Raw genomic sequence first — 16,752 nt, 5'->3', positions numbered from 1 at the left:
AAGAAAGGTTGTGATGCACATGGAAGAGAGACCAGTACAAAAAGGACATAAGCTGGTAGTTAATAATAGAAAAACCAGCCTGGTGACAGGCGTTATCGACGTATTATCTTTTGATTTGAACGAGATTCTGCTGGAGACGGAGCAGGGCATGATGATGGTAAAGGGGACGGACCTGCATGTGAACCGGCTGAGCCTTGAGAAGGGCGAGGTGGACCTGTCAGGCAATATCGACAGCATCGCATATTCAGAAGTCCATGCGGGAGGAAAGCAAGGGGAGAATCTGTTTTCCAAACTGTTCAGGTAGCTGCGTATGCCGGGGATCAGGGAAGAATTTATCGTATTTGTACTGGCCGTATTGTCTGGTGCGATCGTGCGTCTTGTATATAAGTGCATCAGCAGCTTCAGAGAGATTGTAAGGCACAGCCTTGCCGCGATAGGGGCCGAAGATTTCTTATTCTGGATGGGTTCGGCGCTGTATTTGTTTGTGCAAATTTACCATACAAGTGATGGTAGCATCCGATGGTACTTTATACTAGGTGTTGTGCTTGGAGCTGTTTTGGCTGCTTTTTTAATCCGACAGGCAGAAAAAGTACACAAAAAAATGTACGCCCGCTTCAAAAAGAATTCGTCCAAAACTATTGATAAATCGGGTAAAAAAAGATAATATTATTATGATTAACGGGTGAGTATTCTGGCTTTCGGGCCGGAAAAAAAGGGTGAGTATAACAATGAATGGAATTAAACAAAAGAGTCGCAGGAGACGGCAGAAAAAGCGTGTCCAGCGTCACAAAAGAAGCGTGCTGGCTATCAGTTCAGTCATATTGCTGCTGCTCGTTACGGTATCCGTCAACGGGATAACGCTCCGCGCAAAGGAGAAATCCTATGTAGCGCAGGAGACAGAACTTAAGAAGCAGATAAAGGAAGAGAAAAGCCGGGCGTCCAAGATAGACGAGCTGGAAGATTACGTAGGTACGGATGAATATGTAGAAGACGTGGCAAGAGAAAAGCTCGGTCTCGTACACGAAGGTGAAATCATATTCAAGGCAAAATAGATTAGATGATATAAAACACAGATGATGAAGCTTTAGGAAATTGTATTCCTAAAGCTTTTTTATGTTCAGTCAAAGACCCGGCTGCAAGCAACGGGGCATCAAATCTGCAGCGCAGCCAGCAGCGGGGGCTCTGACTTCGCGGGCAGTCGCCAAATGGACATGCAGGCATGACCACCTGGACCGCTGCCTGCGCGAGAATAAATCAAAGGGGGAGCTATAATGGCTGAAGTAAAAGAAAAGGGGACTTTCCTGAACCCTTATGTCATACAGATGGACAAGTTCGCGGATTCGCTCATGCACCTGTCCCGGACATTCCTAACGCTGGAAGACTACAAAGGAACGTTCTCTAAAGAAGAGATCGAAGACATGTTCGTAAAGATAACAGATAAAGTGTGCGAGAACTGTGAGAAAAAGGAATGGTGCCTTGGGGAGAACCGGGTACATACCTACCAGATGCTTTATGAAATATTATGCACGGTGGAAGAGTACGGGGCAGAGCTGAATGTAGAGATCAAGAGGAAGCTGCAGAAAAAATGTATCTCAGCACCCCGTTTCCTGCGGGAGACGCTGGAAGTGTTTGAGAACGCCAAGCAGATACTGCTCTGGAACAACCGGATTGTACAGAACCGGGAAGGCTATGCAATCCAGCTCAACAGCTTCGCAAGGATGATACAGTATACGACAAGGGAGCTGGATGCCGGTATATTTGAGGACGAGCATCTGGAGAAAAAGCTGAAGAACCATCTGAAAAAGTTCGGAGTTCGTATGCTCTCTTCGGTATTCTTTGTGACGGCAGAAGGCAAGTACGAGATTCATGTGACCGTCAAAGCATCTAAGGGACACTGTATCGCGACAAAAGAGCTTGCCACGGAGATAGGAAGATGTGTGGGACGAGTCATGATGCTGGAGCAGGGGGAACGGCCCATCATCGGGGAAGAATACTGCACCATCGCCTGCGTAGAAGGGGCCAGATACCATACGCTGCAGGGAGTTGCCAAGATAGGGAAAGGCTGTGAGAAGATATCAGGAGATACCTTCCTCATGACTGACCTGCCGGGCGGAAAGAAAGGCGTGGCATTGTCGGACGGCATGGGTTCCGGAGAGGACGCACTGCGCGAGAGCACGATGGTCGTAGAGATGCTGGAAGAGCTTCTGGAGGCAGGGTTTCCGGTCAAGACGGCAATCCAGATGATGAATACGGCCCTTGTCATCGGCAGGGAAGAAGTACGCTTCTCCACGATTGATGTAAGCCTGTTCGACTTATACAGCGGAAAATGTGAATTCGTGAAGGCCGGCGCGTCCACTACATTTATCAAAAGGAAAGAAGGCGTGGAACGCATCAGCTCCACGACGCTGCCCATCGGCGTCATACAGGACATAGAGATCGAATCGGTAGAAAAAGAGCTGGAATCAGGCGACTTCATAATCATGGTCACGGACGGCGTGATGGATGCCCTTCCCGTAGGCGAGCAGGACGTCCTCATGAGCACCTTCATCCAAGGCTCTAATATCGTCAACCCGAAGGAGCTTGCCCACCATATCCTGGGCCAGGTGCTGGAATGGACCGGGGAAGTCCCGATAGACGATATGACCGTGTTGGCGGTCGGCATGTGGAAACTGTGAGGAAAACTTGCATTTTAGGGAGAACTTCTATATATTTAAGATAAGAAAAATATAAGAACTGGTGGATAAACATGTATCAGCGTGTCAGAGAGTATGCGGCAGAGCATCATATGCTTCAGCAGTCAGATATCGTAATAGCAGGCATATCGGGAGGAGCAGATTCCATATGCCTTCTTTTCGTGCTGCTGGAGCTGAAAAGAGAAATGGGATTTACCGTCACGGCGGTCCATGTCCACCACGGCCTGCGCGCAGACAGCGCAGACAGAGATGCCGGATATGTCGAGAAGATATGCCGGGAACAAGGAATCGAGCTCGTAACATTTCATGAAGACGTAAGAGCATATGCCAGGCAGCATAAGCTTACGGAGGAAGAAGCGGGCAGGGAAGTGCGCCGGGCCGCATTCATGGAGGTGCTGAAGCAGAAGGGCGGCACGAAGATAGCGCTTGCGCATCACCAGAATGATAACGTAGAGACGCTGCTGCTCAACCTGTGCAGGGGGACGGGGCTGAAAGGAATCGGAGGAATCCCTCCGGCAGAAGGTGTGTGGATACATCCGCTTTTATGCCTGAAAAGGAAAGAAGTGGAATCATATCTTGAAGAACGGGGAATATCATATTGTACGGATGAAACAAATCTGGAGGATGGATACGCCCGCAATAAGATTCGCAACCACGTTGTCCCTTACCTGGAGGCGGAGATTAATGTGCAGTCATCCGACCATATGGCAGAGACGATGAGGCAGATGCGTCTATTGGGAGAATATGTGGAAACAGAGACGGGCAGATATAAGAAAGCATGTATATGCACGGACGAGTCAGGCTCCATACTGCTTCAGAAAGAGGCATATGTTCATGTGCCGGAGGCGCTCAGACCATATGTCGTGCACAGCATACTGTGCCAGTCCGCGGGGAAAAGCAAGGATATAGAAGCTGTCCATGTAAGGATTGTCAGAGAACTTATGGATAAACAGGTCGGGAGACGGATTTCCCTTCCTTATGGCGTAACCGCAGAACGGAGCTATGAAGGCATCAGGTTTGCGAAGGAAGGGCAGGCGTCCGGCGGGAAGGAAGAAACGGCAGATTTGCACATGACGAGCCGCGTGATAGAGAGGACGTCCCAGATGAGAACATTTCCCAAATCCCCCTACACGAAATGGTTTGATTATGATATAATAAAGAATACTGTTAAAATGAGGCACCGGGAACCGGGAGATTATCTCACGATCGACAGAGACGGCAGGACCCAGAAGCTGAAACAGTATTTTATCAATGAAAAGATACCGCGGGAGAAACGAGACCGTATATGGCTTGTGGCCGACGGACACCATATCATGTGGGTGGTGGGCGGCAGGCAGAATCAGAGCTATCAGGTCACGGAACATACGAAAAGAATTCTGGTAATAGAAGTGGACGGAGGAGAAAAGGATGGCAGAGACTGTTAAAGTATTGTTGTCGGAGGAAGAAGTTGCAAAGAGGATTGAGGAATTAGGCAGAAGGATCAGTGAAGATTATGCGGGGAAACAGGTGCACCTCATCTGTGTGCTGAAGGGCGGAGTGTTCTTTATGTGTGAGCTGGCAAAGAAGATCTCTATTCCTGTATCCATGGACTTTATGAGTGTCAGCAGCTATGGTGACGGTACAGCGTCAAGCGGTGTCGTCAAGATTGCAAAGGACCTGGATGAGACGCTGGAAGGCAAGGATGTGCTCGTCGTCGAGGATATCATCGATTCAGGAAGGACTCTGTACTATCTGCTGGACATACTCGCCAAGAGACATCCAAACAGCATGAAGCTGTGTACACTGCTGGATAAGCCGGAGAGACGTGTAAGAGACGTCACAGTGGATTATGTAGGATTTGAGATTCCGGATGAATTCGTAGTGGGATATGGGCTGGATTATGCCCAAAAATATAGAAATCTACCATACATCGGAGTAGTGGAAGGTGTGGAGTAGAAAGGGGCTTTAAACATTGAACGAGAAAAAAGGAAGAGGGCTGAGCGGTGTAACCTTGCTTATTTTTGTCGTGTTCTTATTTGCGGCGCTATGGTTCACCAACCAGTTTGACCAGAAAGAAAAAGAATTGACCTGGAAGGAATTTCAGCGGGTAATCGAAAAAGACAACGTAGAATCAGTAGTCGTGTCACAGAATAAAAACGTTCCTACGGGACGGGTAGAGGTAGAGCTGAAAGATAAAAAGAGCTCTGACAGCGAGGTAAGATATTACTATGTGTCAGATGTCAATGAGATTCAGAGCTACCTGAAAGAGAAAGGGATCGATTATGAGATGCCGGATGTGCCCCAGGACAGCTGGCTGACAACTACGATTGTACCTATGCTGCTCATGTTCGGCGGCATATTGATTATATTCTTCCTGATGAACCGCCAGGGAGGCGGTGCCAACGCGAAGGCTATGAGCTTTGGGAAGAGCCGTGCAAGGCTGAGCACGGATACAGATAAGAAGATAACATTTGCCCAGGTTGCGGGGCTTCAAGAAGAAAAAGAAGAGCTGGAGGAGATTGTCGATTTCCTAAAGTCTCCGAAAAAATATATCCAGGTCGGAGCACGCATCCCAAAGGGTGTGCTCCTCGTAGGTCCTCCGGGGACAGGTAAGACGCTTCTTGCAAAAGCGGTGGCCGGAGAGGCGGGCGTGCCGTTCTTCACCATATCAGGCTCCGACTTTGTAGAGATGTTTGTCGGCGTCGGCGCCTCCCGGGTCCGAGACCTGTTTGAGGAGGCTAAGAAAAATGCCCCCTGCATCATCTTTATCGACGAGATCGACGCGGTAGCCAGACGGCGGGGCACCGGCATGGGCGGCGGACATGACGAGAGGGAGCAGACGCTGAATCAGCTGCTTGTAGAGATGGACGGCTTCGGCGTGAACGAGGGCATCATCGTAATGGCTGCGACTAACCGTGTCGATATACTGGACCCTGCCATACTGCGCCCGGGTCGTTTTGACAGGAAGGTCATGGTAGGACGGCCTGATGTCAAAGGCAGGGAAGAGATCTTGAAAGTGCACGCAAAAGGCAAACCGCTCAGCGAAGAAGTGGATCTGAAGCAGATTGCCCAGACTACAGCAGGATTTACCGGTGCAGATCTCGAAAACCTCCTAAATGAGTCGGCAATCATAGCGGCAAAAGACAACCGCATCTATCTGAAACAAGAAGATATCAGAAAAGCATTTGTCAAAGTAGGTATCGGTGCAGAGAAGAAGAGCCGTATCATATCCGATAAAGAAAAACGGATTACGGCGTTCCATGAAGCCGGCCATGCGATACTGTTCCACGTACTGCCCGATGTTGGGCCGGTATACAGTGTATCGATCATACCGACCGGAGGAGCGGGCGGGTATACGATGCCCCTCCCTGAAAATGATGAGATGTTCAATACAAGGGGAAAGATGCTTCAGGACATTACGGTTGCGCTTGGCGGCAGGGTTGCAGAGGAAGAGGTCCTTGACGATATAACGACAGGGGCGTCACAGGACATCAAACAGGCGACCAGCCTGGCAAAATCCATGGTGACGAAGTTCGGCATGTCCGAGACGGTAGGTCTTGTCAATTACGATGACGATAGTGACGAAGTATTCATCGGCCGTGACCTGGCGCATGCTTCCAGAGGATACGGGGAAAGTGTTGCCACGATAATCGACCAGGAAGTAAAACGTATCATAGATGAGTGCTACACAAGAGCAAGAAGCATTATTAAGAAATACGATGATGTACTGCATTCATGTGCAGAACTGCTGTTGGAAAAAGAAAAAATATCTAGAGATGAATTTGAGTCATTATTCACAGGAGAGGTGTCTGAAGCTTAAAAGAAAAAGTATATGATATATAATATAGAGAGGAATTGAGTTGCATGAAGGAACAAGCTTTGTTTTGTGATGGAACCGCGAGCTATGTCAGTCCGCCCGAACCGGCGGAGAATGAGAGGGTGACGCTCCGGTTCCGGACAGCCAAAGATGATGTGGACAGTGTCCGCCTCGTAACCAGAGTCGGCGGTTACGAAATGGAGCTAGAAGATACCAGGGGCGGGTTCGACTATTACACAATCAGCTGGCGGCTGAATGAGGAGCGTTTCCACTATTGCTTTGAAATCCGCTCTGGTGAAGAAGTCTGTTTCTACAACAGATGTGGTGTGTCAAAAGAAGTTGTTGAATTTTATGATTTTGTTATAGCACCGGGATTTTCTACACCGGATTGGGCCAAAGGAGCCGTGATGTATCAGATATACACCGACCGCTTCTACAATGGGGATAAGTCCAATGACGTAGAGTCAAATGAATACTTTTATATTGGAGGCTACAGCCACAAGGTCACGGATTGGAACAAGTATCCTGATACGATGGGTGTACGTGAATTCTACGGCGGAGACCTGAAGGGTGTCATGGATAAGCTGGATTATCTGCAGGAGCTCGGAGTCGAGGTGCTGTACTTCAACCCGCTGTTCGTATCACCGTCGAATCACAAATATGATATTCAGGATTACGATTATATCGACCCTCACTACGGAGTGATATTGGAAGATGGAGGAGAGGTCCTGCCCGAGGGCGTGACGGACAACTCTAAGGCCAGCAAGTACCAGAAGCGCACCACGGACCGCAGGAACCTGGAAGCCAGTAACCAGCTGTTCATACAACTGGTGGAAGAACTTCACAGGCGGGGGATGAAGATCATACTGGACGGGGTGTTTAACCATTGCGGTTCATTCAATAAGTGGATGGACAGGGAACGGATATATGAAAGCCAGGATGATTATGACAAGGGAGCGTATGTATCTCCCGACAGCCCATACAGGAGCTATTTTAGATTTTACAAAGAGGAGCCGGAAAACTGGCCGTACAATCATAATTATGATGGGTGGTGGGGACACGATACCCTGCCGAAACTGAACTATGAAGATTCTGTAAAACTGGAAAATTACATTTTATATATCGGACGTAAGTGGGTATCGCCTCCGTACAATGTGGACGGCTGGCGTCTGGACGTGGCCGCGGACCTGGGGCGGAGCAACGAATATAACCATCAGTTCTGGAAGAAGTTCCGGGTAGCGGTGAAAGATGCCAATCCCGACGCCCTTATACTTGCGGAGCACTATGGCGATCCAAGCGAATGGCTCAGAGGTGACGAGTGGGATACGGTCATGAACTATGACGCATTTATGGAACCGGTCACATGGTTCCTGACCGGGATGGAAAAGCACAGTGATGAAGCGAGGGAAGAGCTGTCGGGTAATGCGGATAACTTTGTCGGTTCTATCTCTCACCATATGTCCAATATGCTTACGCCGTCTCTTCAGGTGGCTATGAATGAGCTGTCCAACCACGATCATTCCAGGTTCCTGACAAGGACGAACCACATGGTTGGCCGTGTAGAGAAGCTGGGTCCACAGGCAGCGGAAGCATATGTCAATACTGCGGTCATGCGCGAGGCTGTTGTAATCCAGATGACCTGGACCGGGGCCCCGACCGTATATTACGGGGATGAGGCAGGAGTCTGTGGATTCACGGATCCTGACAACAGGCGTACTTATCCTTGGGGAAATGAAGATAAGGAGATGCTGTCATTCCACAAGGAAATGATACGTATACACAAAGAGCACAAAGCTTTGAGGACGGGCTCGCTGAACATGCTGTCATGGGCGGAGAATGTGCTGGCTTACGGCCGCTTCCTTCAGGAAGAGCAGATTATAGTAATCATCAATAACAGAAGTGAGCTCACAGAGGTGACCGTACCGGTCTGGAGGGCAGAAGTACCAGCCAAATGCCGTATGAGGAGGCTCATCTACTCATATACCAAAGGGCATACCACAGAATACGAAGAATATCTTGTTGACGACGGTGAGCTGGTCGTCAATATGGGGGCGCATTCCGCCCTTGTGCTTGAGACGATAGCGGAAGAAAGATAGGGGATATAGAATACAAGAACAAAAAAACAGGCATATTGCCTGTTTTTTTTATTCGCTCTATATTCTCCTGTTTAAGGACAAAACCATACTATTTGAAGACAAGTTTGCATATGCTTCCTTAAAACATGTTATCTTTTTCCTATAAAGTTGCGAAATAATTCGACGTATGCCAATAGATATTGTTTTTCAGGAACAGTCATCATATCTACATGATAAAAGATTTGTTCTGTAAGCGCATCCGAAGGCCCGCCTGATTGACGAAAAAAATCGCGGAGCAGATCTTCCAGCCCGATATCCAGTATATCGGCCAGCATATGAAGTTTCTTGATGCTGGGAAGAATTTTTCCATTTTCCAGACGGCTGATAAAACTGGAAGATAAGTTTGCTTTCTCGGCAAGCTCTTCCTGAGTAAGCCCGGCATCTAATCTGGCCTGCCTTACTCTTAATCCGATTTTTTCTTCCATGATGGCTCCTTTCGCTTTTGGATTAGTGTAACAATATTTTATAAAAATATGAAATAACTAATATGCATATATATTTACTAATATGCAAGAAAACAGAGATATAAGACGGAGACGGAGTGAATGATTAAACACACGAATGACTACGCAGAAACTATCCGGCTGGCCGTAATGAATCTGGAGAAGGAAGGGCTTGAGACAGGCGAAGTGCTCATAGACAGCATCGGCTGGCTCTATGATAAATATCTGGTCAGCGGTGACAAACGATATGTGCGGCAGTCGCTGGCACATATGCAGGTGTATCTGGAACAGGGAAATGACTATGAAGACAATAGCCGCTTATTTGACCGTGTCATAAAAGCGCTGGACATGAATAAAGAGGAGCTGCTCATCAGACTGTACCATGACTGCCCCGTTATAAAGGCGAATAAGAGCCAGGTCAGGAGCATGATTGGCAGATGGAATCCACATATACATTCGATGTCGATTCATGAAGTAATAGATGATATAATAGAGAAGGTAAATAATGGAAAAGACGGGATGTATTATTACTACAGCGGAAAAATGCTGGACGTCAACAAGAATGTCGTGCCTAAAGACAAGTACCGTCTAACCATACGGAACGGCCGTTCCCTGTTCTGGGATATGCGCCGTAACCGCTATTTTACGATAAAAAGATAAGGGTTAGAGAGAAACATTATGATTAGAGTAGCCATTGTAGATGACAATCCGGAAATCGTGGAATTGGTGCACACGATTGTATTGGATAAAGTAGGAAAGAATCAGGAACAGTCTGAAAACGTACAGTGCTTTACAAAGCCCATAATGCTGAGATATGAATTGGAAGAAAACAGACAGTATGACCTGTATCTGCTGGATGTCGAGATGCCCGGAGTAAACGGCATAGAACTGGCAAAATATATCAGGAAGATGCAGGAGAATGCGTATATCGTATTCCTGACATCACATCCTGAATTTGCCATATATAGCTATGACCTGAGCATTCAGGCCTACCAATATATACTGAAAAGCAAGATGAAGACGACGCTGCCGTATGTTCTCGAGAAGATTCAGAATAATCTTAAGAACAAGACGGACCAGTTTCTCGTTATACACAATAATATCAGGTATGAAAAGATAGACCATCCGAAGATAATCCGCATGTACAAAGAAGGAAAGAATACGGTCATCGTCACAGATAACGGCGTCCACAAGAAACGGACAACTCTGGAAAAAGTGCTTAAGGAATTAGAAGGTTCTTCTTTCATACAGATAGAGCGGGGCAGTATTGTAAACATAGAGCGTATAGACAAGATTATCAGAAATGAAGTACATATGGACAACGGCGATGTTATGGAGATAAGCAGGGCCAACGTCAAGTCCGTTAAACAGCGGATCAACCAGTATTGGGGAGAGCACATATGATAGTGGAGATGTTGCAGTTCTTTCTGGCGCTGGCAGAGATTGGCGTTTGCTTCTGGGCCTGTGATAAGCTGATTTACCACGGGGAAGTCGTGGGGAGACATCGGTGGTATATAATAATATGCACTTTTATTATATCTGGTTTTGTAGTTTGGAATCGGACAATAACTTTTGCCTCATTTCTAGTGTTGTTAGCAGGGGTTGCTATGATTTGGGGGCTGATTTATGCCTATACTAGAAAAAAGGCTTTGCTAAGTTTTATGTTTATACTTGATTATCTATTATTGACTTCTCTTTTAGATTTAGCTTTATCGTTCTTTGCAATAAGCATTCTTGGAGATGGCTATTGGAATAAAATATATTATCGTGCTAGTCTCGGTAGAATTATTATTTATGTAATTTCAAGAGTAATTATGATTACAAGTTGCTATGTTCTACAGTTATATGCAAAAAAACTAAAGTTTGATATTGATAGCTATAGGGGAGCATTGTTTGGTCTAGGCACAGTTGGTGGAATTTGGTGGTGGTGGCTTTTAACTACATTATTAGACCGTGGTGGAGCTAATAGTCTGGGAGATAGTTTTTTTGTAATTACTTGTTTGGTGATTTTATTAACTTTAATGGTTATTGAATTAAAAAGTATTTATTTAAAATCTCAAGCTCAAATGATTCAAATGAAAAATGAATTACTTGAGAAAAACTATGATAATTTTTATGGCTTATATGAAAATAGCCGTTATGTTTATCATGATTTTAAAAATCATATGATATTGCTTAAGAACTATATGGAGCATAATGAATACGATAAGGCACAGCAGTATTTGGAAAACATAGTAACTCCGTTGGAAGAATTAAGCAATTATACCTTTTGTGATTCTCAAGTGCTAAATTTAGTTCTTAACGTTAAAGGATATGAAGCAAACCAAAAAGGTGTGCGTTTTTGGGCTGATATTGAATCAAGACTTTGTCGGAAAATAGATGAAAATGATTTGGGAATTATATTTTTTAATCTTTTGGATAATGCCATTGAAGCATGTGATAAAATTGAAAATAAAGAGAAGTGGATACATGTTGCAATTAAGAAGAAAAAGCAAGTAATGATTATAAAGATAGAGAATAGCATTGAAAAACAAATTATTATGAAGGATGGAAAGTATGTAACGGAGAAACATAATAAAGCAATACATGGGCTTGGCTTACAATCTGTAAAGTCATTAGTGGAAAAGTATGATGGAGAAGTGCACTGTAGTCATACTGAGGAAATATTTACCGTAGTAATTACATTCTTTGAGAATGGATTATAAATTTTATTATAGGGAGGAGGCTAAAACATGAAGAATGAAGAAAAAAATGTGGTATTAGCCGGTGATTTATTGCAGGAGTTCGAAGAAGTACAAAAACTTGTTAATGAAGAAGTTGGCGTACCGTATGCAACATGGACAAAGGCATGTTCTCAGTTCTGCACAATTATCTGCTGTAATTAAGAAGAGGGTAAGAGCATTAAGCTCTTACCTTTTCTTAAACTAAACTTTATATCAATATATCTATTGTACAAGAGGTGCTTATGAGAGATAAAAGAGAAACATATCTATGGGAGCGGAGCTTCCGGGATATGGAATGTATCGAATCTAAGATTAACATAGAGGAGCTGAGGTTCTGGAAAAGAACAATGGGGGAGGAATTTTTTCAGGAGTTATATGCCAACATCCCCCAGATACGAACCTATTTGTCCGGGCAGGATTATGAAGGAGCTGCTAGGAGCTATGCACACGCTGCTATAGAGCGTGACATTGCTTGGAATGAGCTGCCTGAGGAAACGGTCGTATTTGCTGCAAAATATGAGGAGGAGAACTTTATACAGTTTTATACTCCTTATCTGGCAGCGGGAGTTACAAGACTGAAGAAGCTTATCGTCCATAGTGATATATGCAGCCCAAAAGTGTATGAACAATATCAGTTTTCATTACTTGCAAGGCTGCAGAAGATCTGTATCCGGACTTTAATCCATGAACTGCGCCAGAGCAAATCAGAGGGTGATCTTGAGGGGAAGGATGCTTCCGAAGAATATGAATACTTTGTAGATGAAGTGATAGGTGAGGAGTGGAGAAGCAGACTCTTTGGCAAGTATCCGGTACTGGAAAGAAGCGTTGAAGAAGCGGTCGCAATGTCGGCAGAATTGTATGCCGAGGCTGTAAACCGTCTCCGGGAGGTGGCGGATGCGGTCACGGAACGTATTTGCGAAGGGAAGACATTTACACATATTACAGGCATAGAGGGAGACATAGCCGATTCCCACAATGGCGGGAAGAGTGTCCTGAGAATCGGCTTGGACAATGGGATGACCATCATATACAAACCCCACAGCCTGGAAAATGAAAAGGTGTTCCAGGAACTCCTGCAGGCTCTCGGGGAAAAGTGCGGAGTTGACATGTACCGGATGAAGCGTGTAGAAGGTGCCGGATGGGGGTTCAGCGAGTGTGTCAAACGCAAGGCGTGCACTTGCCAGGAGGAGATGGAGAGATATTATCGCCGGATGGGCGTATGTATTTTTGCATTTTACCTGCTTGGGACTAATGACATTCATAGCGAAAATATAATTGCTCATGGCGAGTATCCGGTACTTGTTGATCTGGAGAATATAATGAGCGCGCCTGAGACGTTTGAGGCATCCGATATCATTGAAAAGGTCCAGATGTTTTTACATACCTCTGTGCTTTACTCCGGAGTACTTCCAAGCTGCAAATGGATGCAGGACGGGGGAAATGTCAATGTGAGCGGAATCGGGGGAAAAGGGGGCAGCAGGATGCCATTTAAGGTGCCGCGGGTTGTCAATGGCAGGACGTCCGACATACAGATTCAATATGTGCATCCGGTCCTTGAATCTGATGATAATACGCCTGTGCTCCAGGGAACACCGTCAGGACCTGAGCGATATCTCGTCTATATCACCGCCGGCTTCCGGGCGGCTTATGCGTGGGCGGCCCATAATAAGGAGGAGCTGGCTGATTGGACGCAGCCGCTGAAGCATGTGGAAAGCAGATACCTGCTCGCGGATACGCAGCGTTATGTCATGTGCCAGAACAGTTCCTACCATCCGGCTTTGCTGACGGACGGTGCAAGGCGCCAGATATATCTATATACGATGTGGTATGGGAGGAAGATAGAAAGTGACCTGGACAGGCGGATTGTCGAATGGGAGGTAAGAGATCTTCTTAAGCATGACATACCCTTCTTTTATTTTATTTCTTCAGAGAAGAATCTGTACCATGCAGACGGAAATCGGCTGGAAGGATATTTTCATAGAACTTCCTATGAGACGCTCCTTGAAAAGATTGACAGCCTAAATGATTCGGATATGTCGAGCCAGCTTGAGCTCATCGAGATGACAATTGTACTTCAAAGCCATGTGGAAAATGAGCTCGTAAATGGGGAAGCCGAGGAATACAGCAGCTGTGAAGAGGAATTTGCCTCCGCAGGTAAAGAGAAGCTGCTGGAAATGGCAGCCTGCATCGGAGAAAGGCTCCTTGCGGGAGCAGTGGACTTTGGCAATGACGACAAAGGGTGGTATATGGCCTGTGTGACGACAGATGGCAGCCTAAGCTGGATGATTCAGCCGGTGGATATGTATCTCTACAGCGGAATAATGGGGATAGCAGTATATTTTCATCTGCTCTTCAAATATACAGGTGGGGAGAAGTTTGAGAAGGCGGCCCTGCAGCTGGACCGCCAGTTATTTGCCTACACGGATCACATGCGGGCATCGGGTACGGACGTGCTGCCGACAGGAATCTACAATGGCGAATCATCAATTGTGTATGGGTATCTGTATCTTTATAAGGCTTCAGGAAAAGAGGAGTATCTTGATTATGCCAGACGGCACGGGGAGATAGTTGCCAGATGTGTCCGGAAGGATAAGAACTTTGACCTCCTCGATGGACTGGCAGGTGCGGTTCATGCATTTCTCCTGCTCCACGGTTGTACGGGGGATGGAACCTGGCTTTTGGCGGCAGAAGAGACTGCGGGCCGTCTGCTGGAGGGTGCCATAGAGGCTTGCGAAGGACTGTGCTGGAAAAATGGGCTGTCGGAAGCTGCCCTGCTTGGAATGTCCCATGGGAATGCAGGGATTATGACCGCATTTGCCGCCCTTTATGAGGTGAGTGGAAAACAGGAGTATCTGGATGCCTCCAGGCTGTCGATTCTCTACGAAGATGCCTGTTATGACTCTGAATTAAAGAACTGGACGGATTTTCGGGCGAAGGAAGGCGTGGACAGGCAGCAGGCCGATACGGTTGCGTGGTGTCATGGCGCGGGAGGAATCCTTCTGTCCAGGATTATGGCGTCAAACAGCACCGCAGGGGTTCTGAAAGATATCATGGAGCCAGACATAAAGCGGGCGTCGGATAAGCTCGTAGAAAAGTGCATGAGAGAGGGCATGTGTCTCTGTCACGGAAGCATGGGGAACCTTCTTATGCTCCAGGAGTATTGTAAATATAATAAAAACGAGACGGCTAAGCGGTATAAATGGAGAAATGTCCAGTATGTATATGAAAAGCTGAGGGGAGATCTGTCCCAACTTCTGCCGCAGGAAAGGTATAACCCCGGTCTGATGAGCGGTTATACAGGAATAGGCTATGCCCTGCTCTGTATATATGATGAGGGGCTTGCGGATGTTCTTTGTCTGGAAGTTTAGAATCTGAAAGAATAAATTACTCATAGAAAAACAGCTGTCCTTGTCTTGTCAGACAATGTTATAATAGATGAAATCATAGTGTTGACAGGAGGAGAACCACTTATGAAGGACTTTAAAAGAGACAATTTACTGCTGTCACTGTGTGGATTAAACTGTGGCCTTTGCCCGATGCATCTTGGCGGATACTGCCCCGGCTGCGGAGGAGGGGAAGGCAACCAGGCCTGCAAGATAGCGAAGTGCAGCATGTCCCATGGCAAGGTAGAATATTGCTATGAATGTGGAGATTATCCGTGCGAAAAGTATGAAGGCATCGATGAATTTGATTCCTTCATTACGCACCGGAACATGAGAAAGGATCTGCTGAAGGCAAAGGAGGTAGGAGTGGATTGCTACGTGGCGGAGCAGGAGGAGAAAGCGCGGCTGCTGCGTTTCCTCCTGGAGAATTATAATGACGGCCGGCGCAAGAATTTGTTCTGCGTGGCAGTAAACCTTCTGGAACTGCCGGATATCAAGGCTATCGTGGAGAGGGCGGAGGCGCTGGCGCGGTCAGAGAGGTTTACATTGAAAGAAAAGGCAGCCTGTATCGTGCAGCTTTTGAGAGAGCATGCGGGCGGACAAGGTATTGAGCTGAAGCTGATTAAAAAACCCGGTAAAAAATAATGTTACCGGGTTAAAACTTCTGCCCCTTTTTCCGTGATAAGGACCATATATTCAATTTGAGCGGACAGCCCGCCGTCAATCGTATATACAGTCCAGTCGTTGGCCTCGTCTACATGGAAGTCAGGGCTGCCTTCATTTATCATAGGTTCGATTGTAAACATCATCCCGGGGACGAGCACCATCTCGCTGCCCTTAGGAGTGACATAGCTGACATATGGGTCTTCATGGAATTCTAGTCCGATTCCATGTCCGCCGATATCTTCAACGACGGAATATCCATTATCACGGGCATGCGTGTTGATGGCGTAAGCAATATCTCCCAGATGCCCCCATGGCTTTGCCTCTTTTAGCCCGAGTTCGACACATTCTTCGGTAACGCTCAGAATCTTTGCGGCTCGTTCGGATATGCTCCCTATGGAAAACATTCTGGACGCGTCGGAATAATAGCCGTTCAATATCGTGGATACATCTACATTAATAATATCACCATTCTTAAGAATCTCGTTCTCATCCGGGATCCCGTGGCATACGACATCGTTGACAGAAGTGCACACGCTCTTTGGGAATCCCTGGTAATGCAACGGAGCAGGAATGCCGCCGTGCTCTGTCGTATAGTCGTATACAAGCCGGTCAATCTCCGCGGTGCTCATGCCTTCGCGGATGTGGGCCGCGACATGGTCAAGCACTGCCGTATTCAAGGCAGCGCTTTTTTTGATGGCTTCAATCTGGGTGGGAGTCTTCAAAAGAGAGCGGTCAGGCACAATCTGCCCCTTGGCGGCAAGAGACCAGAGCTTAATATCAAGTTTATCCATAATTTTCCCTGCTTTCTGTTTACTCATAATATATAATATACAATATGCTATATTATAGCACTTTATATGCGGTTGGGGACACCCTGAATTTGATCGGGGACGGAGGTTTTTTAAAAAACCTC

16 protein-coding genes are annotated in these 16,752 nt (G+C 46.5%); 14 read left to right on the top strand and 2 right to left on the bottom strand.

Annotated features, from left to right (window positions below; translation table 11 throughout):
* Positions 1 to 19: 19 nt before the first annotated feature.
* From yabP to HJV72_RS09155, 8 genes are all read left to right on the top strand, one after another.
* The gene (yabP, locus tag HJV72_RS09190) at positions 20 to 304 is read left to right on the top strand and encodes a sporulation protein YabP (RefSeq protein WP_049730510.1); all 285 of its coding nucleotides are present in this window, start codon (positions 20 to 22) and stop codon (positions 302 to 304) included.
* A 6-nt stretch (positions 305 to 310) separates the two neighbouring features.
* Positions 311 to 664, top strand: a complete 354-nt coding sequence (gene yabQ / locus HJV72_RS09185; protein ID WP_066571499.1) for a spore cortex biosynthesis protein YabQ — start codon at positions 311 to 313, stop codon at positions 662 to 664.
* A 64-nt stretch (positions 665 to 728) separates the two neighbouring features.
* Positions 729 to 1,052, top strand: a complete 324-nt coding sequence (locus HJV72_RS09180; protein ID WP_208070439.1) for an FtsB family cell division protein — start codon at positions 729 to 731, stop codon at positions 1,050 to 1,052.
* A 219-nt stretch (positions 1,053 to 1,271) separates the two neighbouring features.
* Positions 1,272 to 2,675 (top strand): SpoIIE family protein phosphatase, encoded by a 1,404-nt coding sequence (locus HJV72_RS09175; protein ID WP_066571504.1) that lies wholly within the window; start codon positions 1,272 to 1,274, stop codon positions 2,673 to 2,675.
* A gap of 71 nt (positions 2,676 to 2,746) precedes the next feature.
* Positions 2,747 to 4,117 carry a tRNA lysidine(34) synthetase TilS gene (gene tilS, locus HJV72_RS09170; protein ID WP_208070438.1) on the top strand — a complete coding sequence of 457 codons (1,371 nt, stop codon included), beginning with the start codon at positions 2,747 to 2,749 and terminating at the stop codon, positions 4,115 to 4,117.
* Complete coding sequence (gene hpt / locus HJV72_RS09165) at positions 4,101 to 4,628, top strand: hypoxanthine phosphoribosyltransferase (RefSeq protein WP_208070437.1); 528 nt, start codon at positions 4,101 to 4,103, stop codon at positions 4,626 to 4,628. Before tilS ends, hpt begins: the two co-directional genes overlap by 17 nt.
* 16 nt (positions 4,629 to 4,644) lie before the next feature.
* Positions 4,645 to 6,492 (top strand): ATP-dependent zinc metalloprotease FtsH, encoded by a 1,848-nt coding sequence (gene ftsH, locus HJV72_RS09160; RefSeq protein WP_208070436.1) that lies wholly within the window; start codon positions 4,645 to 4,647, stop codon positions 6,490 to 6,492.
* Between the two features lie 44 nt (positions 6,493 to 6,536).
* Complete coding sequence (locus HJV72_RS09155) at positions 6,537 to 8,585, top strand: glycoside hydrolase family 13 protein (protein WP_208070435.1); 2,049 nt, start codon at positions 6,537 to 6,539, stop codon at positions 8,583 to 8,585.
* Between the two features lie 128 nt (positions 8,586 to 8,713).
* Here HJV72_RS09155 and HJV72_RS09150 read toward each other — a convergent pair whose 3' ends face one another.
* Entirely contained in the window at positions 8,714 to 9,049 is a 336-nt protein-coding gene (locus tag HJV72_RS09150; RefSeq protein ID WP_208070434.1) for a helix-turn-helix domain-containing protein, read from the bottom strand.
* Positions 9,050 to 9,169: 120 nt separating this feature from the next.
* Here HJV72_RS09150 and HJV72_RS09145 point away from each other — a divergent pair, with 120 nt between their 5' ends.
* From HJV72_RS09145 to HJV72_RS09120, 6 genes are all read left to right on the top strand, one after another.
* Positions 9,170 to 9,727, top strand: a complete 558-nt coding sequence (locus HJV72_RS09145) for a hypothetical protein (RefSeq protein WP_208070432.1) — start codon at positions 9,170 to 9,172, stop codon at positions 9,725 to 9,727.
* A gap of 18 nt (positions 9,728 to 9,745) precedes the next feature.
* Entirely contained in the window at positions 9,746 to 10,471 is a 726-nt protein-coding gene (locus tag HJV72_RS09140) for a LytR/AlgR family response regulator transcription factor (RefSeq protein WP_208070430.1), read from the top strand.
* Complete coding sequence (locus tag HJV72_RS09135; protein ID WP_208070428.1) at positions 10,468 to 11,772, top strand: sensor histidine kinase; 1,305 nt, start codon at positions 10,468 to 10,470, stop codon at positions 11,770 to 11,772. The genes HJV72_RS09140 and HJV72_RS09135 overlap by 4 nt, the downstream gene beginning before the upstream one ends.
* Positions 11,773 to 11,799: 27 nt before the next feature.
* Entirely contained in the window at positions 11,800 to 11,952 is a 153-nt protein-coding gene (locus HJV72_RS09130) for a hypothetical protein (protein ID WP_208070425.1), read from the top strand.
* Between the two features lie 80 nt (positions 11,953 to 12,032).
* Positions 12,033 to 15,158 carry a type 2 lanthipeptide synthetase LanM family protein gene (locus tag HJV72_RS09125; RefSeq protein WP_208070423.1) on the top strand — a complete coding sequence of 1,042 codons (3,126 nt, stop codon included), beginning with the start codon at positions 12,033 to 12,035 and terminating at the stop codon, positions 15,156 to 15,158.
* Positions 15,159 to 15,260: 102 nt separating this feature from the next.
* Positions 15,261 to 15,818: a DUF3795 domain-containing protein gene (locus tag HJV72_RS09120; RefSeq protein WP_208070421.1), complete on the top strand. Its 558-nt coding sequence runs from the start codon at positions 15,261 to 15,263 to the stop codon at positions 15,816 to 15,818.
* 2 nt (positions 15,819 to 15,820) lie between these two features.
* Here the strand turns inward: HJV72_RS09120 and map are convergent, their stop codons facing one another.
* Positions 15,821 to 16,630: a type I methionyl aminopeptidase gene (map, locus tag HJV72_RS09115; RefSeq protein WP_208070419.1), complete on the bottom strand. Its 810-nt coding sequence runs from the start codon at positions 16,628 to 16,630 to the stop codon at positions 15,821 to 15,823.
* Positions 16,631 to 16,752 lie beyond the last annotated feature (122 nt).

It is taken from the genome of Extibacter sp. GGCC_0201 (genome assembly GCF_017566055.1).
In the GTDB taxonomy this organism is placed as follows: domain Bacteria; phylum Bacillota; class Clostridia; order Lachnospirales; family Lachnospiraceae; genus Extibacter.
The sequence above is the reverse complement of the archived record's forward strand: the minus strand, read 5'-3'. Positions and strand labels throughout refer to the sequence as shown.